Origin of the sequence: Colwellia sp. MB02u-9, from assembly GCF_014077085.1 — a bacterium.
Classification (GTDB): domain Bacteria; phylum Pseudomonadota; class Gammaproteobacteria; order Enterobacterales; family Alteromonadaceae; genus Cognaticolwellia.
Map to the genome: position 1 here is coordinate 203550 of NZ_JACGVF010000099.1, position 21048 is coordinate 224597.

General features: G+C 38.9%; 18 protein-coding genes. 17 read left to right on the forward strand and 1 reads right to left on the reverse strand.

Features of this window, described 5'->3' with window-relative positions:
• The first annotated feature begins 310 nt into the window (after positions 1-310).
• A complete protein-coding gene (locus H4J65_RS15830; RefSeq protein WP_182198774.1) occupies positions 311-3208 on the forward strand; it encodes a TonB-dependent receptor domain-containing protein in 2898 nt (965 codons plus the stop codon).
• 520 nt (positions 3209-3728) lie between these two features.
• Here the strand turns inward: H4J65_RS15830 and H4J65_RS15835 are convergent.
• Complete coding sequence (locus H4J65_RS15835; RefSeq protein WP_182198775.1) at positions 3729-4010, reverse strand: hypothetical protein; 282 nt, start codon at positions 4008-4010, stop codon at positions 3729-3731.
• A gap of 2337 nt (positions 4011-6347) precedes the next feature.
• Here H4J65_RS15835 and H4J65_RS15840 point away from each other — a divergent pair.
• From H4J65_RS15840 to H4J65_RS15910, 16 genes are all read left to right on the forward strand, one after another.
• On the forward strand, positions 6348-7127 hold the full coding sequence (locus H4J65_RS15840) for a DUF3450 domain-containing protein (RefSeq protein ID WP_182136964.1): 780 nt from the start codon (positions 6348-6350) through the stop codon (positions 7125-7127).
• Positions 7127-8470 (forward strand): MotA/TolQ/ExbB proton channel family protein, encoded by a 1344-nt coding sequence (locus tag H4J65_RS15845; RefSeq protein WP_182198776.1) that lies wholly within the window; start codon positions 7127-7129, stop codon positions 8468-8470. The genes H4J65_RS15840 and H4J65_RS15845 overlap by 1 nt, the downstream gene beginning before the upstream one ends.
• Entirely contained in the window at positions 8470-8994 is a 525-nt protein-coding gene (locus H4J65_RS15850; RefSeq protein WP_182136962.1) for a MotA/TolQ/ExbB proton channel family protein, read from the forward strand. The genes H4J65_RS15845 and H4J65_RS15850 overlap by 1 nt, the downstream gene beginning before the upstream one ends.
• 12 nt (positions 8995-9006) lie before the next feature.
• Positions 9007-9408: a biopolymer transporter ExbD gene (locus H4J65_RS15855; RefSeq protein WP_081149207.1), complete on the forward strand. Its 402-nt coding sequence runs from the start codon at positions 9007-9009 to the stop codon at positions 9406-9408.
• 3 nt (positions 9409-9411) lie between these two features.
• Positions 9412-10029, forward strand: coding sequence for an energy transducer TonB (locus H4J65_RS15860; protein WP_182136961.1), 618 nt, complete (start codon positions 9412-9414; stop codon positions 10027-10029).
• A 2-nt stretch (positions 10030-10031) separates the two neighbouring features.
• A complete protein-coding gene (locus tag H4J65_RS15865; RefSeq protein ID WP_182198777.1) occupies positions 10032-11291 on the forward strand; it encodes a lipopolysaccharide assembly protein LapB in 1260 nt (419 codons plus the stop codon).
• A 229-nt stretch (positions 11292-11520) separates the two neighbouring features.
• Positions 11521-11643, forward strand: coding sequence for a hypothetical protein (locus tag H4J65_RS18090; protein WP_259363252.1), 123 nt, complete (start codon positions 11521-11523; stop codon positions 11641-11643).
• Positions 11644-11664: 21 nt separating this feature from the next.
• Complete coding sequence (locus tag H4J65_RS15870) at positions 11665-12048, forward strand: response regulator (protein WP_182198778.1); 384 nt, start codon at positions 11665-11667, stop codon at positions 12046-12048.
• 54 nt (positions 12049-12102) lie between these two features.
• Positions 12103-12648: an adenine phosphoribosyltransferase gene (apt, locus tag H4J65_RS15875; protein ID WP_182198779.1), complete on the forward strand. Its 546-nt coding sequence runs from the start codon at positions 12103-12105 to the stop codon at positions 12646-12648.
• Positions 12649-12657: 9 nt separating this feature from the next.
• Positions 12658-14847, forward strand: coding sequence for a DNA polymerase III subunit gamma/tau (gene dnaX / locus H4J65_RS15880; protein ID WP_182198780.1), 2190 nt, complete (start codon positions 12658-12660; stop codon positions 14845-14847).
• 64 nt (positions 14848-14911) lie between these two features.
• Positions 14912-15241: a YbaB/EbfC family nucleoid-associated protein gene (locus H4J65_RS15885; RefSeq protein WP_182137031.1), complete on the forward strand. Its 330-nt coding sequence runs from the start codon at positions 14912-14914 to the stop codon at positions 15239-15241.
• A 328-nt stretch (positions 15242-15569) separates the two neighbouring features.
• Positions 15570-17348 (forward strand): acetate--CoA ligase, encoded by a 1779-nt coding sequence (gene acsA / locus H4J65_RS15890; RefSeq protein ID WP_182198781.1) that lies wholly within the window; start codon positions 15570-15572, stop codon positions 17346-17348.
• Between the two features lie 50 nt (positions 17349-17398).
• On the forward strand, positions 17399-18418 hold the full coding sequence (gene pdhA, locus H4J65_RS15895; RefSeq protein ID WP_182198782.1) for a pyruvate dehydrogenase (acetyl-transferring) E1 component subunit alpha: 1020 nt from the start codon (positions 17399-17401) through the stop codon (positions 18416-18418).
• Positions 18415-19416: an alpha-ketoacid dehydrogenase subunit beta gene (locus H4J65_RS15900; protein ID WP_182198783.1), complete on the forward strand. Its 1002-nt coding sequence runs from the start codon at positions 18415-18417 to the stop codon at positions 19414-19416. The genes pdhA and H4J65_RS15900 overlap by 4 nt, the downstream gene beginning before the upstream one ends.
• A gap of 51 nt (positions 19417-19467) precedes the next feature.
• The gene (locus H4J65_RS15905; protein WP_182198784.1) at positions 19468-20769 is read left to right on the forward strand and encodes a dihydrolipoamide acetyltransferase family protein; all 1302 of its coding nucleotides are present in this window, start codon (positions 19468-19470) and stop codon (positions 20767-20769) included.
• Positions 20766-21011: an acyl carrier protein gene (locus tag H4J65_RS15910; protein ID WP_182185029.1), complete on the forward strand. Its 246-nt coding sequence runs from the start codon at positions 20766-20768 to the stop codon at positions 21009-21011. Before H4J65_RS15905 ends, H4J65_RS15910 begins: the two co-directional genes overlap by 4 nt.
• Positions 21012-21048 lie beyond the last annotated feature (37 nt).

A 21048-nucleotide genomic window follows, 5' to 3' on the forward strand; every position in this document is an offset into this window, starting at 1 on the left:
TTAATATGCTGTCGAATTTGGCATGATTTTTATAGCGAACCAGGCTACTGCGATCTGTTGATGTTTATTTTAGTAAGTTTTCATTTAAAATAATATTATTTATCTAATTGTTTATAATGTGTTTTTTGTTTAATTGGACTGCTGCTTCTGATTAAAGTAATTCAAATGTAACTGTTTGTGTTGACCTGTTAACAATATTAAGTTTAATATCTTAACCGTTAGGTCAGGTATCTGACCAAAAATAATTCAACAAGGCAATATAGTCTTGAATTTAAACACTAGTATCACGAAAGTGGTCCAGGGAGTATTTATGTATAACAATAGCAAAATAGCTAAAGCAGTACGCGTCGCCATGATGTTTGGCGCAGGCGCAGCTGCTGCAATTTCAGCACCTGCATTTTCAGCAGAAGATGAATCAGCTGAAAGTGTAGAGCGTATTGAAGTAACAGGTTCTCGTATTAAGCGTGCTGATATGGAAGGTGCAAATCCTGTCCAAGTTATCACTCGCCAAGACCTTGTTGCATCAGGTATCACTAATATGGGTGATATCTTACGAGAAATTCCATCTGTAGCTGGTGCCGCAACTAACACCGCGATCAATAACGGTGGTTCAGGTGCCATTCGTGTTTCATTACGTGGTTTAGGTTCTCCTCGTACATTGGTACTTTTAAATGGCCGCCGTATGGTTGCCTCTGGTACTGGTGCAAATAGTTCCGTTGATTTAAGTACTATCCCAACTGCCATTGTAAAACGTGTTGAAGTTTTAAAAGATGGCGCGTCAGCTATCTACGGATCTGATGCTATCGGTGGTGTTGTAAACATTATCACTCGTGATGACTTTGAAGGCTTCGAATTCAATGCAGGTTATGATATCGGCACTGAAGAGTGGGATGGCGAAACCAAAAATATGGATTTAACCATAGGTTTTTCAAGCGATAAAGGTAATGCTGTTGTAAATGCATACTATGTTCAGCAGGGCGCACAATGGTCTGGCGATCGTGATTGGTCTAAATTCGATTATGGTATGAATGCAGATGGCGAACTTATTCCAGGGGGCTCTTCGGCTCCACCATGGGGACGTTACAACGGTGTAAACTCAGCTAACCCAGATAACTTTACTCAACTTCGTTTAGATGAAGATGGCAACCCTGATTTAGATACAGATGGTAACCAACAATTTGACTTACCTACAGGTACTTGTAACTCATTTACTCACGGCGCAGCAAATGGTCCAGGTCAATCTGATCCTTCTAACCCAGCAAATGCTACGGGTTATGATTGTTGGGATTGGGATAAAGATACTTACAACTTCGCACCAGCTAACTATCACTTAACGCCACAAGAGCGTTACGGTATTTATGCTTCAGGCTCTTATGAAATCACTGATACTGTTCGTGTATTTACTGAATTAAGCTTTAACCGTCGTACTTCTAAAACAAAACTAGCACCGTTGCCATTAGCACCATTAGCATTTTTTGGCTGGGGTGATGCAACTTACTCTGCAGACAACTACTACAATCAACAATTTGGTCCAAAAGACAAAAATGGCGATACAGTAGATATTGCTGATTGGCGTCGTCGTATGGTTGAAACAGGTGGACGTGATTCACAATTCCGCGTTGAAACGGTACGTGCTATGATTGGTATGGACGGTGAATTTGACAATGGTTGGGGCTGGGAAGCAAGTTACATTTTTGGTCGTAACGATTCAGCAACACAAGGTGCTGGCGGTGTAAACTTTGAAAAAGTTAGCGCAGCTGTTGGTCCATCTTTTATGGATGACCTTGGTAATGTAGTTTGTGGCACTGAAGCTGCTCCAATTGCAGGCTGTGTATCATTAAATACCTTCGGTACTCCAGGTACAGATGGTGAAATTAGCCAAGAAATGATGGATTATATGTTGTTTGAAGCACATGATGTGGGTTCTAACGAACAGCAAATCATGTCTGCAAGTATCTTTGGTGATGCGTTTGAATTACCCGCTGGTACTGTAGGTTTCGCAGTAGGTGTTGAACATCGTGAAGAAAAAGGTGCTGATTTTCCTGACGCGCTAATTGCTTTAGGTATTACATCTGGCTCATCGCGTACATCAACGGTAGGTAGCTACGAAGTAGATGAAGTATTCCTGGAAACTAATGTTCCACTATTAAGTGGTGTTGTTGGCGCTGAAGTATTAGAAGTTGATTTAGCGGTTCGTTACTCTGACTACAATACATTTGGTGATACAACTAACCACAAAATTGGTGTTCGTTGGGTTCCATTTGATGGACTAATGGTACGTGGTACATCATCAACAGCATTCCGTGCTCCATCTACATCTGACCTGTTTGCTGGTTCTTCAGACAACAGTCCAGAAGTAGTTGATCCTTGTAACACAAACCCAACAGCATTCTGTATTGCTGATGGTGTTCCTGCTGCCGGTTTCGAACCCATTGGTGACCAATTATCTTCAACGCGTGGTGGTAGTCAAGATTTACAACCAGAAGAAGCTGATATCTTTACCGCTGGTATTGTATATAGCCCTGATTTCGTAGAAGGTTTGTCATTAACTTTAGATTACTGGAATATCGAAATTACGAGTGCAATTAGTACGTTAGGTGAGCAGTTAATTCTAGATAGCTGTGCAGCAACTGGCGAGCATTGTGATAAAATTATACGTTTCGGTGCTGATAGCACACTTTACGGTAACTCAATTGACATTGATGACCGCACAACTAACGTTGGTGGTGTTGACTCATCTGGTTACGATTTTAACATTCGTTACTCTACAGACCTTGAAGGTGGCACAATAACTTACAACGTTGACACGACTTATTATGATACATATGATATTACACAAGCCAATGGTGATGTAATTGAGAATGCGGGTTATTTTTACCGCAATAGTGGTGATGGTAACTTCCCTGAATGGAAAACAAATGCTGACGTTCGCTACACAAGCGATGATTGGTCTGCAGCATGGTCAGTTCGTTACATTGGTGAAGTAGATGAACCATTTGACGGTGACTTCCGTACTATTGATGCTCAAATTATTAATGATGCACGCTTTAGTTACTTCATGGATAACATGACGGCAACTATTGGTCTGAATAACATATTTGATGAAGATCCTCCGTATGCAGATACTGGCTTCAACGATAATACAGACCCGCGTACTTATAACACGTCAGGTCGTCACGTTTACGTAACTTTAGGATTAGCTTTTTAAGTTAGTTTTAGTTAAGTAAAGTCATAAAAGCCATTGAGAACGACTCAATGGCTTTTTTATTTTCTTTATTAGGTATTTTAAACAGCAGCAATTGAGCAGTAATTTAATGCAATTGGTATAAGTCTGTCCTGTTCACTCCGAGCACACTACAACCAAGGTATTTATCTTTCTGTTTTTCTTTTATTTTCGATAAACAATCAACCAATATACAAATAAACTAACTATGTTATAAACTGAATTTATTAAGAATAAGGGGCGATACCGAAAAGAGTCAAGCTGACATCCGCGGGGAGTATAAGTATATGGAATAGCATTTCAGCTTTGTTGGTTTTCTTTACTTATTTAGGTGCTTCTCCATCGAATTGTAACAACCTTATTTCAAACCATGCTATCGACACATTGAAGCATAAAAAATCCCTAACTACTCAATAGTTAAGGATTAGCTTTCTGCAGAAGCTACTTAAGCTTTATTTAGCAATCACATTACTATGTAAATTATAATCTAGCACTTATTCAATCGCTAAATTGTTGAACCAGCGCTAGTTTGGGCTTTACTTTCTTGTGATCTAAGCGCTTCTTGGTTTCTTCTTCTTACTTCGTCAGCCAATTCTTTCGACATACAACTGCGTTTTTTTAGATGGCTTCCTGTCGTAGCTCTATACTCACATACCATATTTTTATCATTTGCCATCTTGGTATATTTATCATCATTTTCTTTAGATTTATCAGCATAGCCTGACTGGCTTGAACTACAAGCGGCAAGTAATATGGTAATGCTAATTAGTAATGTTTTTTTTAACATTTTGAGCTCCATTGTTATATTTTATGAGTAACGACTGCTTTGTAACGTACTAAATTATTAAACTGATAACCAAACAGCCTGATTTTACAAACTATATCTTAGCAAATGCTGCAAACGGCATTATTAGTAAGTTGTACGTGTTTCATTAAATTTCTTTATTAGTACTTTGCAAGATAACCTAAATTATAATTTTCACTATAAATATGTATATAATGATTTTGTAACAAATGACATAAATCCAAAATAATATGAAATTTTCTATCCAGATGATTAACAAAGATTATTTTGATCCTTAAATAATAAGGTAGCATAGCGTAATAGGCAATATTTAAAAAAGGTAGAGATTTATATGAAAGTTACGCCTACGCTCATAGAGATCCGTTTGACGAAATCCGTCGATTAGTTGAAGTAGGTATTGAAGGCCTTAATTTGATCCATTTCTATTGCTTTAAAGGCGGCTGTGATTTTAATCAATTAAGAGTGTTAGTCGCTGGCAGCGGGAACAGGAGATTCCGATATTTTTTTAGTGGAATAATTAAAAGATAACACGGCAGAAATTTGACCAATATAAACTGGTTGCATGGCTCATTACTCTTATTTATTGGGATATAGGTAATTTTTACTACATAGGTTGAGCAGGTGTATTACATCATTTAGACGAGCAATTGTTAGGTCTACACTCACTTAAAAATTTATTGAATGACTCAGGTGCAATGGGTTTGATGGTATAAGGGAAATATGGACGCACTGGCGTTTATCAAATGCAGCAGTTAATGAGAATGATTAACGCGGATGAAGAATATTTTCCTAATGGGTGACAAATACTAAAAGAATATTGGAAAATATCCCAGGAACTAATTGGTTTTCCCATAATGAAAAACTTATCGTTGATCATATTAAATGTGAAGATAACGGCTTAGTACATTTATTGTTGCATGAACAATACTGTGCTTATAGCATTTTAGAAGTTTATCAGTTGCTAAAACAGTTGGGGGTTGCAGTTTGTAGAGCTCAATTATGTTAAGTTGAGAACGTCCTACCGGCCAGAGCAATATATTACCGACAATAACTTGCTTAAGGAGATTAAACAGCGACTGATAAAAGAGCAGCACGGCATTGCTGAGTTATTAGTGGGCGCTTTTAAAAATCATGAGTACTATGCCTCAGTAGGTGTTGATACAAAGGTAAGTTTTTCCACGTTGTCCAATGTACCATTCTTTTTTCCTGAGAACCTTTATGAAATCTAGGTAGTCAACTAGCAGAAGCTATGTTGGCAAACGCCAATAAATCTATTTTGATGAAACATATCAGCGGATTTAAGTTTGTTCTAGCCGCGTCACAGTTAAACTATTTAATATTTAAAAATATTGATGGTAAAAGACACTACAAGTTCTTTTTGATCAGGTTAGACAAGAACTGAAGGATCAATCCTTAGACAATAATCAGTTAATAGAATACTTTTCTCAGTGTATTAAACAATTTCAACAACTCGACTGGATACTGTTACGAGCAAGCTAATTTGAATTTTGGTTAAGCGAACTTACCTGAATACCTATTTCTTGATGTTAAGCAAGCTTGTTTTTGATTGTAATAGTGCGTAATTACGTCTTAAAAATGACTACCTCACTAAAATTCGTAATTGGGATTGAAACAATTAGTGCCTCGGTATTTTAGGCGATTACAAATAGTTTATTCAAATAGTTGGAAAGTAAAAGTTGTTTAATTAAACTGCTAGTTTTGTATCGCTTAACTTGTGCATTTTTAGGAGATTGTCTTATACTTTTATAGTAAAAAAGAATACCAAATTAATACCACTTTATGACAGCTTATTATCTAAGGCATTTGCTAGTCTTTTGGTTGGCTCAGTCTTACTTGTGATTAAATTATAAGCTGACCTAACTCGCATAATTTAGGGCAGGCGTTGATGAACGCCATATAGCTTGCATATTTATAATGTTATATATTTGTTCATTTAAAAACCAAAATGGCAAAATTAAACTGCATTTAGATAATAAAGTTTGACTTACTACGAAAGAGTTAGTAAAACATGAACAGCACATATTTTTACAATAATGAGGCCTTCTGTAACATCGATTAAATTAATAATTTTCTGCATTAAATGAATATATTGTTAAATTATCGTTACAAAAAAATTTACTTCACTCTTTAAAAGCGAAATAAATGGTCTTTTTATTGTACTTAGTTGACAGTTAGGCTGTCGTCTGGGAATATTGTCGTAGTTTTATTTTAGAATAATAAAACTTTAAATGGCAGATTATTAAATTTGCGTTAACAATAAAGTTTGTTATCAAAATTCAATAGCAATGGTTGGGAACTATGTCCAAATTAAGCAAGAAAAGCCTTATCGCAACGACGATAATTGGCGCACTAGCATTTTCAGCAAGCAACTTCGCTGCTGCAGATGCATTAACAGATCTACAAAAAGCAGAAGCTCAAATTTTTAAAGCTTCAAGTCAATCACAAAGCAAAATAGACAACATTTACGGACAAACTCAAGAGCTACTAGCTGAGTACCGTAATACAGTCGATGAAGCTGACGTGTTAAACGGTTATAACGATCATGTTCAACTTATGGTTGATGATCAAGAAGCTAATATTAAATCATTACAAAAACAAATTGCTGGTATAGATAAAACCAAGCAAGGCGTTGTACCATTGATGTACAAAATGATTGACACATTAGAGAAGTTTGTTGACCTTGATGTTCCTATGAACATTGATGCACGTAAAGAGCGTATTGCTGGTTTACGTGATGTAATGGGTGATTCAGATGTATCAGTATCTGAACAGTTTCGTTTAGTGCTTGAAGCATACGAAATTGAAGCCAGTTACGGCACCATATTCGGTGTGTATCAAGGTGAGCTTGACTTAGGTGATCGTATGATCACTGTTGATTTTGTTCATATGGGTCGTATTTCATTTGTTGCTCAATCTCTTGACATGAAAAACTCTTGGGTTTGGAATAATGAAAAACGTGGTTGGGATGCTTTAGGTGACGAATACTTGAAACCAGTGACTGATGCCGTTCGTATGGCTCGTAAGCAATTACCACTTGATCTAGCTAAACTACCCGTATTTGCAGCAGGAGCAGAATAATGAAAAAAGTTATTAATTTCGTATTATTTGCTGCTTCAATGACAGTAGCAGCTTCAGCATCAGCGAATCAGTTAGATGACTTATTAAAACAAGTTAAAAATGACCGTATTTCTGAAGCTAAAATTGATAAAAAACGTGAAGCGGAATTTATTTCTGCGCGTTCTGACAAGCAATCTTTATTGAACACAGCTAAAACAGAACTAGCAAATCAACAAGCACGAAACAAACGTTTGACAAAAGAGTATGCCGCTAATGAAATTACTTTAGCGCAAAAATCTGTAGAGTTAGACAATGCCCAAGGTACTTTAGGTGAAATGTTCGGCGTAAGTCGTGCAGCTGCAGCTAATGCTTATGGTTCAATTGTAACGTCAATTGTTTCAGCTGAATACCCAGGTCGTGGTGACACGTTAGACAAGATTGCTAATTCAAAAGCTATCCCTGAACTTGAGCAGCTTGAAGAATTATGGTTTGCTCTGCAAACTGAAATGACTCAGTCAGGTGAAGTATCTAAGTTTACTACAGAAGTAACTAACTTAGATGGTTCAAAGTCTACTGAATCAGTAACACGTGTTGGTACTTTCAACTTAGTATCTGAAAACGGTTACTTAAACTATAATGATGAAGTTGGTCAAGTACAGCCACTAGCTAAGCAACCTGCTGGTTATATCACTGATACTGCGATTTCTTTCTTTGGTGAAACTGCTGGTTTCTCACCTCTTTATGTTGATCCATCTCGTGGTGCTATCTTAACGCTTGAAACGCGTAAGAAAACATTGATGGAATTCTACCATGAAGGTAAAGAAGTAGGCTATGCCATCACTGTATTACTATTCTTTGGTCTTCTTATTGCTTTAGAGCGTATGATTGTTCTTGGCAGCATGAGTTCTAAAATCCGCGCTCAAGAGAAGAATCTTGAACAGCCAAACGACAATAACCCACTGGGTCGCTTGTTAAAAGTTTACTTTGACAACAAAGCGGTTGATGCGGAAACACTTGAACTTAAACTTGACGAAGCTATATTACGCGAAACACCTAAAGTTGACCGTGGTATTAACTTAATCAAAATGTTCGCTGCAATTGCACCACTAATGGGTCTATTAGGTACAGTAATCGGTATGATTATGACGTTCCAAACGATTACATTATACGGTACAGGTGACCCGAAAATTATGGCGGGTAACATCTCTCTAGCACTTGTAACAACTGCCCTAGGTTTGATTTGTGCATTGCCATTAATCTTAATCCACAGTGTTGTTGCTGGTAAAAGTAAATCTGTATTGCAAAAGCTAGACGAGCAAAGTGCTGGCTTGATCGCTGCTATTGCAGAGAAGGAGTCTAAATAATGTTATTCCTGATAGAGCTTTGGGAATCTGTCAGGAGTTTTATTGCGACTGGCGGTAACGTACTGTACGTTGTTGCCTTCGCACTCTTATTGATGTGGATAATGATGATAGAGCGTTATTGGTTCCTATCTAAAATCTATCCTAAAATGAAAGACGATATTGTCGGACGTTGGGATGCAAGAGAAGATACTACTTCTTGGTATGCACATCGAATTAGAGATACTTGGATCTCCGAAGCGACAGAACTACTAGAGCAACGTATGCTCACAATTAGAACCTTGGTGGCAATGTGTCCACTAATTGGTTTACTTGGTACCGTAACCGGCATGATCGGTGTGTTTGAAGTAATGGCACAACAAGGTACTGGTAATCCGCGTCTGATGGCGTCTGGTATATCAATGGCAACAATTCCGACAATGGCGGGTATGGTTGCAGCATTATCAGGGGTGTTTTTCAGTTCAAGGTTAGACGCTAAAGTTAAACTAGCAAAGGCTAAACTGGTTGACAGTTTACCTCATCACTAGAGAGATATTCGAATGGCACGTAAACGTATTCGTGAGGACGAAGAAGCAGTTATAGATATGACACCGATGCTTGACATCGTATTCATTATGCTGATTTTCTTTATCGTAACTACTTCTTTTGTTAAAGAAGCTGGTATTGAAGTTAATAAACCTAAAGCGGCAAATCAATCGAAACAAAAGTCAGCTAATATCTTTGTGGCAATTAAAGATAATGGTGAAATTTGGTTAGATAAGCGTCGTGTTGATGTTGAACGCGTAGCGGCCAATATTGAAAAATTATTGGCTGAGCAACCAACTGATGTTGTAATCATTCAAGCTGACAAAGACGCTAAACATGGTGTAGTTGTTAAAGTAATGGATGCAATTAAAGAAGCGGGCATAGACAGAATATCTATCGCTGCAGCTAAGGGGTAGTCTATGGTTCGCTTTTTAGTATCTATACTACTAGGCGCGGCAGTAACATTTGCTTTGTTTTCTTTTATGGCCTTCCTTGTTTCTAGCGGTGATAGAACCAAGGAAGTAGGATTAGAGAATATCATTGTAGAAGTTAATACGACGCCACCTAAGTCAGCTGCTGAACGCCGTCAACGTGTTCCGCCGCCGCCGCCGCCGCCGCCTAAAACGCCACCTAAGCCTCAAGCTCCAGAGCCTGAAGCTAATAACGACGCGGGTGGATTAACGTTTAATATGCCTGGTGTACAGTTAGCCGGAGCAAATGCAGGTATTTCTGCACCTGGTGCTGGTTTCGGTCGTGACGGAGATGCAACACCAATAGTTCGTATTGAGCCTAAATACCCAATACAAGCTGCTCGTGATGGTAAAGAAGGTTGGGTTACGCTTTCATTTACTATCAATGAAATTGGTGGTGTTGAAGATGTTGATGTCATTGAAGCAGAGCCAAGACGTGTTTTCGACAGAGAAGCTAAACGTGCTTTGCGAAAATGGAAATACAAACCAAAAGTTGTTGATGGCAAAGCTATGAGACAAACAGGTTTGACCGTACGACTTGACTTTAAAATGGATGGAGGGAATTAGTAATGAATAAGATTTTTTCATCTTTACTGTTAATTATTTCAGTTGTTCTAATTCAATTGCCAATAGCTGCAGAAGTATCTGCAGCTGGTGCTGAAAAGTCTGAAAAACCAAAGCGTAAAACACAGCTTGTTGGTCCTAGTGTCGGTAAAAAAGTAGCAAAAGCCTTTGAAGCTTATTCAGCGGATGATATTCCAGGTGCTTTAGTTATTCTTTTAGATATTGATGCGAGTAAAGACTACGACAAAGCTTATGTATCCCGTTTTATAGCAGTTATGTATGCAACTATGGGTGATGAAGAAGCTAATGCAATTAAATATTTAAAAGCAGCGGTTGAACCTGATCTCCTTAACGAAGGTGATCATGGTGCTGCGATTAAATTGTTAGCTGATTTACAGATGCAGACCAAGGCTTATGAAGAAGCACTAGTTAATTACCAAGCTTGGATGGATTTTACGGGTGAATCTGACGGTAATACTTGGACAAAAATAGCTAATGCTCATTATGCGTTGAAACAATTAGATGAAATGATTGTGCCAGCAGATAATGCGATTGCAGCTTATGGTGACAAGCAAAACAAAAATCCTTATATATTGAAGATCACTTCATTTTATGAAAATAAAAAATATAAAGATGCTGTTAAAACGCTTGAAACTGTTATCCAAATATTCCCAGAAGATAAAACTTGGTGGACGCAGTTAGGTATGTTCTATCTGCTAGTTGAAGATTACCAGAAAGGTTTACAAACACTTGATCTGGCTTATAAACAAGGTTTCCTTGTTAAAGAATCTGAAATTAAAACACTAGCAAGTTTATATTCGCAGAATGTAGTGCCGTATAAAGCAGCAATACTGTTAGAAAAGCATATCGATTCTGGCTTAGTACCACGTGATGATAAAAATTTATCTTCACTAGCTAACGCTTGGCACGCTGCTCAGAATATTGATAAAGCTGCTGCTTATTATGGCGAACTAGCTAAAATGACTAACCTTGCTAAGCATTACAGCAAACAAGGTATGTTATTAAAGCAAGATGAGCAATTTAAGCCAGCGATCGTAGCGTTAACTAAAGCAATTGAGCTTGGTGTTAAAAATGAAGGTAGACTGCAAATGAGTATCGCAGAATCTCACTTTTATTTAGAGCAATATAAACAAGCTTATAAAGCGATTAGTTTAGCAATGAAAGATCCTAAAACCCGTAAGTCAGCTAAGGGTTGGGAAAGCTTTATTAAAGACACAGCACGACGTAAGAACGTTTCTATCTAATTTTTATACTTAATTAATAGATATGAAACTAAAAAACCAGCCAATTAGGCTGGTTTTTTTATATCTTGAAGAGTACTTATTCAATAATGACTTCGTAGCACATTAATTTCAAATTTCAAATAAAACTTTAAACTATAGTTAAGTTAGTTGTTCTAAATCAAATAAAGCTATTTTTAATAGCTTTTTTAGACTACAATCCGCGCCGTTTAGTCAATCAATTGGAATGCCAATGTCAGAAGAAAACTTCAAAGATAGTTCGTCTAAGCGTCATTTATTTGCCGCGTTATTTGTGATGTTCGCAGCACCTTTATTACCCATGTTGGCTGGTTGGTTTACATTATTGTCAAATTAACCAACAACAGTTTTATTTAATATGAAAATTCTTGTTGTAGACGATAATCCGTTAATACTCAATAGCCTGAGTGATCTGTTATTCGCTCAAGGTTATTGTGTCAACACAGGGTGTCACGGTCTAGATGCCTCTGAAAAGTTACAAAACGAATACTACGATTTAGTGATCGTCGACCACTTGATGCCTATCATGAATGGTATTCAGCTAACTAAACACATACGCCAACATAAAACCTATTTAGATACACCGGTTATCTTGATGACAACGCAAGGTCATCAATCGTTAAAGCTGATTTGTGATACCAACTTATTTTCAGCGGTAATTGATAAACCGATTGACGTACAAAACCTACTTAAATTGATAAAGAGCTTACTATCGGTAAATACTCGCTATCAGTTACTATAATCTTTCAATGAATTGCTTTACTCTGTAACTAAAATATTTTTAGACGCTTAGAACATGACTGAAACACAAATCAATACACTTAAATCCGCAATTCACACCATTCCAGATTATCCAAAAGCCGGTATTATGTTTAGAGACGTAACAGGTATATTAGATGATGCTGAAGCATTCAAGCTCACCATAGACATTTTAGTGAATAAATTCAACGCGGGTGGTTTTACTAAAGTAGTTGGTACTGAAGCACGTGGTTTTCTTTTTGGAGCTCCGTTAGCATTAGCAATGGGCTTAGGTTTTGTTCCAGTGCGCAAGCCAGGTAAGTTGCCAAGAGCTACTTACAGGCAAGACTACCAGCTAGAGTATGGTCACGACACCTTAGAAATTCATCAAGATGCGTTAACCCAAGATGATAATGTTTTAATTATTGATGATCTACTGGCAACAGGTGGGACTATTGAAGCAACCACCAAGCTGATAAGACGTACAGGTGCGAAGGTAACAGATGCGGCATTTGTTATATCATTGCCAGATTTAGGTGGAGAAAAAAAACTCGAAGACATGGATTTATCTGTGTTCTCTTTACTGCAATATGCTGGTGATTAAGGCTGAAGAATGAGCTATCAGGTTTTAGCAAGAAAATGGCGACCAAAATCCTTTAGTGAATTGATGGGCCAAGAACATGTTGTTACTGTTTTGGTTAATGCCCTGACGCAACAAAGGTTACATCATGCCTATCTGTTTACTGGAACTCGTGGTGTTGGCAAAACTACCATCGCAAGAATTTTTGCTAAAAGCCTAAATTGCGAAACAGGCATCACAGCAACGCCTTGTGGTACTTGCGATGCTTGTGTGGATATAGATCAAGGTCGCTTTGTAGATTTACTTGAAATTGATGCTGCTTCACGCACTAAAGTTGACGATACGCGTGAAATTTTAGATAACGTACAATATGCACCAACAAGAGGTCGATATAAGGTCTATTTGATTGATGAAGTTCATATGCTGTCGCGCAGTAGTTTCAATGCCTTATTAAAGACACTTGAAGAGCCGCCAGAGCATGTAAAGTTCATCCTTGCGACTACTGATCCACAAAAATTACCCGTTACGGTACTTTCTCGTTGTTTACAGTTTCATTTAAAAGCGCTAACGATTAAACAAATTAGCGATAAAATTATTGAAATACTCACAAAAGAAACCGTATCATTTGATGATGAATCAATTGCTATGCTCGCTAAAGCGGCCCGTGGCAGCATGCGTGACTGCTTAAGTTTGACCGACCAATGCATCGCGCAAGGTAATGGCCATATAACCAGAAATGACGTGCAGCAAATGTTAGGTGGTGTTGACCGCGATTGGGTCTTTAAAATTATCATCGCCTTATTAAAACAAGACTCTGCCGCTTTAATGCAGCTTTCACTGGTGATTGCCTCATACGCGCCAAGCTATAGCCGATTGTCAGCTGATCTAATCCAACTGCTGCATCAAATAGCGATGACACAAGTGGTTAAAGCTAATTTTAGCTTGCCGGCAGAACACCAACAATTGCTAACGCGTTTCTGTCAGTTAATGTCGCCTGAAGATGTTCAGCTGTATTATCAAATCGTGTTAACTGCCAGAAAAGATTTACCTTATGCAGATGATGAACAAGCTGCATTTGATATGATGTTACTTCGCTTGCTTGCTTTTAAACCGGTTGTTAATAGTCATAATTTACCCGAAGCAGGTAAAGAAATAGCTGATGATATCTCGCTTATTGATCCAACGTCAGCAGCTCATGCTAGTGCTAATATGGATGAAAACCTCAATCCAGAAAAAAAATCAGCCTTACCAGAGAGTCAACAGCAATCAAGCGTTAATATAAATGAAGACAAATCGATTTCAGATGCAGGTATAGCCCCTGATCAAGAACTTGAAGCGAATGATGTTTTAGCAGAAGAAATGCGGGCAATTGAACATCAAGCTCATACGCTTATTGAGCCATTACCCGCAGAGAATATATTACAATCTGAGCAGAGCAATAGTGATCAAAATATTATTGAACAAAGCCCTGTTGAACCAAATATTACTGAGCCAAACCTTACTGCTAATCATAATGATGAAGATAAAACTGTTGTTAGCACCACTAACAATAGTTCAGATTTACAACCGGCTAAAGATGACAAAAAAGTATTCGAATCGCCCGTTGCGGCAGCAATAGCGACACGAAATATGCTCAGAAGTCGTAAAAAGTCAATGGAGGATAGCGGAAAAAAGCCTAACGGCGCTGCCTTGCGCCCAGCATTAGCAACGAGAGAAAATGCCAGTGTCGACACGGTAAAAAATACCGCTGTTGAGCAGCCTAATGTTCCAGAACTAGCAACATTACCTGAGCAACCTTATAATGAAGGCGTTATCAATCCAGCGACGATTAAACTAGCAAACCAAGTTGATAAATGGGCACATATGATTGACAGTATGTCTTTGCTCGCGCGGCTAAGGCAGCTAGCAATCCACGCTACTATTGATGATAGGTCTACTGACGACTTATTGATTTTACAACTAGATCAATCAATTAAACACTTAAATAGCGATACAGCACATAAGCAATTAGAAGCACAAATATCTGAATATTTACAACGTAAAATTACCGTTGAATTAAATATTGTTGAAAAAACCGTTTCAGATCCTTATCAGATCCAAGCGGACATTAATGCCAAGCGCTATGAATATGCAAAGCAAGTATTAGCTGAAGATGAAATTGTTATAGCACTGCAACAACAATTTCAAGCTAAGCTTGACCAAGAAACTGTTGTAGCGCGTTAATCGCTACTTGAACTTTTAGCCGTTAACTACTATCTTTGGCGGCATATTACATTTGGAGAGAAAAATTATGATGAAAGGTGGCATGGGTAACTTAATGAAGCAAGCCCAAGACATGCAAGCTAAAATGGCAAAAGCACAAGAAGAGCTAGCCAAAATGGAAGTGACCGGCGAAGCGGGTGCTGGTATGGTTAAAGTGACTATGACAGGTAATCATAACGTTCGTCGCGTTATTATCGATGACAGCTTAATAGCCGATGATAAAGATATGCTTGAAGACTTAGTTGCCGCAGCAATGAATGATGCTGTACGTCGTGTTGAAGAGCAAAATAAAGATAAAATGGGTGCTTTAACTGGTGGTATGCAAATGCCTCCAGGGATGAAAATGCCTTTCTAGTTCTTAGTGTATGAAAAAGCCCGCTTTTAAAGCGGGCTTTTTTGTATGGGTCATATGTGGGTCAATAAACAGAATAAAATTTTTCAAAAAGTTATGATTCGTATCTCTAGCCAAGTTTCTCTGCCATTTCTGAAATATAGTTTGTCTTACTTTACGATACCTAAGGGTTCATTTTTCTCTGAAATTTGCATATCTCCCTACCCACACTCTTCGATATAACGCCTGCTGTTTATTGTGTTTTAACCTGATGTAGATCAGTAAAAGCAAACGTAAAAAATTAAATGAACACTATACTTTTTACATCATTTGTTTGATTGATCTTGCTCGCATGTCTGAAAATATAATTAATAAGATGTCATATAATAGCAGTGATACAAATTTGCATGATTATCAGCAGTCTTGTGATGACTTTAATTGGCAAACGGACCCCAAAAAAACACTTAATATTGCCTACCAAGCCGTTGATAAACATTTAAATACCAGCCTTGAAAACAAAGTAGCACTTCGCTGGCTTGGTAAAGATGAACAATTAATTGATTATAGTTACCGTGATTTAGCAGAACAAACCAGTCTTTTTGCTAGTGTGTTAGCTAAGCTGGGTTTTGAACAAGGCGTACGGGTATTTAGCTTGGTAGGGCGATTACCGCTACTGTATATTTCAGCGTTAGGTACGTTAAAGTTTGGCGGCGTTTTCACCCCCTTATTTTCTGCCTTTGGCCCTGAGCCTATTCGTTCTCGAATGGAGATAGGCGAAGCTAATGTATTAGTCACCACTAAGCGTTTATATGATAAAAAAATTGCCACTTGGTGGCACGAACTGCCTCATCTTAACGTTATTCTATTCATCGATAGTCCTGAAGATGAAAAAATTTCAGCTGCCTCTTCTCATCCCTTAGACAAAGGCTGTTATTGGTTAACCATACTGCTTACTGATGCTGACACCAGATATCCCTGTGCTAAAACTCATGCTAATGACATGGCTTTGCTGCACTTTACCAGCGGTACAACGGGTCAACCTAAAGGCGTTATTCATGTGCACCAAGCGGTGGTTGCCCATCAATCGTCGGCAAAGTACGCCTTAAACTTAAAGCAAGACGATATTTATTGGTGTACTGCTGATCCTGGCTGGGTGACGGGCACCTCGTACGGCATTATTGCGCCACTTTGTTTGGGCGTAACAATGATTGTTGATGAAGCTGAATTTGAAGTTGAGCGTTGGTATCACATTTTACAGCAACAAAAAATAACCATTTGGTATACCGCGCCAACCGCGATTCGCATGTTGATGAAAGCAGGAACAACTATTCGTGAACAATATGATTTATCCGCGTTAACCTTCATCGCTAGTGTTGGTGAACCTTTAAATGCTGAAGCCGTGCGATGGAGTGAAAAAGTACTGGGTTTACCTTTTCATGACAACTGGTGGCAAACAGAAACCGGCGCAATCATGATTGCTAACTTTGCTAGTCAGCCAATAAAACCCGGTTCAATGGGCTTACCCTTACCGGGTATAACGGCCGCTATTGTTAAGCGTAATGCACAAGGGCGTATTGAAACAATAGAGCAAGCTATGAAAATTGGTGAGCTGGCATTAAAACAAGGCTGGCCTTCAATGTTTCGCGGCTATTTGCATCGTGAAGAAAAATATCAACAGTGCTTTCAAGACGGTTGGTATTTAACTTGCGATCTCGCTAAGCGAGACGCACAAGGCTATTACTGGTTTGTAGGTCGGGCTGATGATTTGATCAAATCGTCAGGTCATTTAATTGGACCATTTGAAATTGAAAGTACCTTGATGGAGCATGAAGCTGTCGCTGAGGTGGGTGTGATTGGTATTCCTGACGAAATCACCGGGCAAAGGGTTAAAGCCTATGTGACGTTAAACCCTGATGTTGAATGCACTGAGCACAACTTAGCCGCATTACAAAAAGAGCTAAAAGGTTTTGCTCGTAAAAAATTAGGCGCGGCAGTTGCGCCTAAGGAAATAATTTTTCGCAAAAACTTACCTAAAACTCGCAGTGGAAAAATAATGCGGCGCTTATTAAAGGCACGTGAACTCAATTTACCCGAAGGTGATATTTCCACCTTAGAAAGTGATGAACAGTAATGTTCAATAAGAAGGTAATGAAAAATAGTAAGAAAAAAGAGTAATAAAAAATGAATGATAAATTACATCTTGATAAAGCGCACTTACTTGCACAATTAAAACAAATGTTACGCATTCGCCTTTTTGAAGAAAAATGTGCTGAGCTTTATGCACAAGAGAAAATACGAGGTTTTCTTCATCTTTATATTGGCGAAGAAGCGGTAGCTGTGGGCGTGATGGCGGCGCTTTCCCCAGAAGATAATATTGTGGCGACTTATCGTGAACATGGTCACGCGCTTGCGCGTGGTTTATCAATGAAGTCTGTGTTGGCTGAAATGTATGGTCGCACGAATGGTTGCAGTAAAGGGCGCGGCGGCTCTATGCACCTATTTGATAAAAAGCAGCACTTTTATGGTGGCAATGCCATTGTTGGAGGTGGCTTGCCTTTAGCCACAGGTTTAGCTATGGCCAATAAGCAACTGAAAAAATCAGCGATAGCCGTGTGTTTTTTTGGCGAAGGAGCCGTGGCAGAAGGTGAGTTTCATGAAGCAATGAATCTGGCCGTGTTATGGCAATTACCCATACTATTTATTTGTGAAAACAATGGTTATGCCATGGGTACGGCATTGGCCTTATCTGAATCAGAAATCAATATTGCCAAAAAAGCACAAAGTTATGGCATGCCAGCGCAGCAAGTCGACGGTATGAATGTGGTCAACGTGGAAGCGGCAACGACTAAAGCAGTTCAGCACGTTAGAAGTCATCAACAACCTTATTTTTTAGAGTGTCAGACTTATCGTTTTCGAGGACATTCAAGCTTTGATGGTCAGCTATACCGTGATAATGCAGAAATAGAACAGTGGAAAAAGCACGGCCCCGTAAAGCAATTAAAGCACTGGTTGATACAAAATCATCAGCTCAGTGATAGTGACTTTAACGGCATTGAATCAGACATTAAACAAGAGATAATCGAAGCCATTAACTTTGCCGAGCAAGGGCAATGGGAGCCGGTTGAAGATCTTTGTAAAGATGTTTATAGCCCTACAACACCGAAAATAAATACCAAGGCAGAGCATGGAGGCTTGGCATGAAGGTTCAAACAAACAATAGTAAAACAATGACTTACCGCGAAGCCTTACGTGCGGGTATTGAACAATGCCTAAACGACGATGAACGCACATTTTTAATGGGTGAAGACGTTGGACGTTATGGTGGCTGTTATGGCGTAAGTAAAGGCTTGTTTGAACATTATGGCGCAGAGCGAATTATTGATACGCCGCTATGCGAATCAGGTTTTGTCGGGGTAGGTATCGGCGCCGCGTTAGGGGGAATGAGGCCAATAGTAGAGGTGATGACGGTTAATTTTAGCTTGTTGGCAATGGATCAAATTGTTAATAGTGCCGCCACGTTACGTCATATGTCAGGTGGTCAACTGAATGTCCCCATTGTTATTCGCATGGCATGTGGTGCCGGTTTACAACTGGCCGCGCAACATTCTCATAGCTGGGAAAATTTATACGCCCATATTCCTGGTTTAAAAGTATTAAGCCCAGCAACGCATAACGATGCCCGTTATATGCTATCACAAGCACTACAAGACCCTGACCCTGTGCTTATTTTTGAACATGTCATGCTATTAAATAACCAAGGTGAAGTCTTTAATGCACCAGACGCTGATATGGAAAAAGCCGTAGTGCGTAAGCAAGGTACAGATATTACCTTGATCACCTATGGGGGCAGCTTACCTAAAGTTTTAATGGCCGCCTCTGCGCTTGACGCATTAAATATTAATGTCGAGATTGTTGACTTACGTTGTTTGCGACCATTAGATAACCACACCATTTTAGCCAGTGTTAAGAAAACACACCGCGCTATTATTATCGATGAAGGCTGGAGAACCGGCAGTTTAGCGGGTGAAATCAGCGCCATTATTATGGAGCAAGCTTTTTGGTATTTAGATGCGCCAGTGCAGCGAATTTGTACTCAAGAGGTGCCTATTCCTTACCCAAGTCACCTCGAACAAGCGGCTTTACCTCAGGTAGAACAAATCATCCGTTGTGCAACAATTTTATTTGCAGGTGAACAATAACGCTGCGCTTCAACGTCAGGCAGGTCATGTAAAATAGGGGGGAAGGCAAGCATGAAAAAATCCATAGACATTACCATGCCATCACTGGGGGCAGATATGAGCGAGGGCATGTTGGTCGAATGGTTAATCAAGGTAGGTGATAAGGTAAAGCATGGCGATATTATTGCCGTGCTTGAAACACAAAAGGGTGCTATTGACATGGAAGCCTACCACGACGGCATTATTACCCAGTTATTAGTTCAACCGGTAAACACTGTTCCTGTCGGTAGCGTATTGGCAAGGATAGACATCGAAGAAAAGTCACTAAATGAATCTAAAAATCAAAACACTAGCACTGAAGACATCATCAAAGAACCAATAGCCATTGAAGAATTAACCACTGAAGAAATCATTACTGAAAAAACTACACCTGAACAAACAACACCCGAGAAAGTAATTGAGGAGCCGGTTTTATTATCGGTAGAAGCCTTGACAGAAAAACCGCAAAAAAAAACTACTGAAAAGCTAAACATCAATACCAAAACCAATAGGGTACTTGCTTCGCCCATTGTTCGTAAAATAGCAAAAGCACAGCAGTTGGATTTGTCGAGGATTAAAGGCAGTGGTCCTAATGGTGGCATCATACTAAAAGATATTGCGCAGATAGCACCCAAAACACGGCTAACTGAGGGCGAGCCATTAGCAAACATGCGTAACGCGATTGCCGCTGCTATGACCAAATCTAAGCAAGAAATCCCCCATTTTTATCTGAGTGTAGACCTGCCTATAAACAAGGCACAGCAATGGCTACAACAAGCCAATAAAGACAAAACACCCCAAACACATATTTTACTTATTGCACTAGTACTTAAAGCGGTTGCTATAAGCTTACAAAAATATCCGCAATTAAATGGCTTTTACCAACAGGGTCATTTTGAGCCAGCGAGTGAAATCAATATTGCCAATGTCATTAGTTTACGAGGTGGTGGAGTCGTTGTACCTGCATTGCGCCATGTCGAACAGTTATCTGTGCCAGACATTATGTCTGCTTTGCGTGATATTACGCGTCGAAGTCGAGCGATTGAACGTGGTGAGCGTTTACGTAGCTCAGAACTGATGGGCGCCACAATTACCATAACCAATATGGGTGAGCGTGGCGTTGATCAAGTTTTTGGCATTATTTATCCGCCACAAGTCGCGATTATCGGTGTTGGTAAAGTAAAAAAAGTCCCACAAGTGTGCGATGAAAAAATTGATATTGGTGAGCAAATAACGCTTTGTTTAAGTGCCGATCACCGAGTCGTTGATGGCATGCTCGCGGCGAAGTTTTTAAATAGCTTGGCTAAAAATTTACAAAAACCGGAGCAATTATGAATACAACAGAAATCGAGCGCTTGATTATTGAGGCTATACAGGAAGTTGCGCCTGAAGTTGAAAAAAACACCATTGATTTTGATGAAGATATCCGTGAAGAGTGTGACTTAGACTCAATGGACTTTATTAATTATTTAGCGGCGTTGCAAAAATCAACGGGAATAAAAATTATTGAGGGTGATTACCCTAAATTTCATAGTATTAATAGTGCGTTAGCTTTTCTTAACGATAAGAATAGTTGAGTTTATAGTCGGTAATGTCGAGCGGATAAAGGTGATA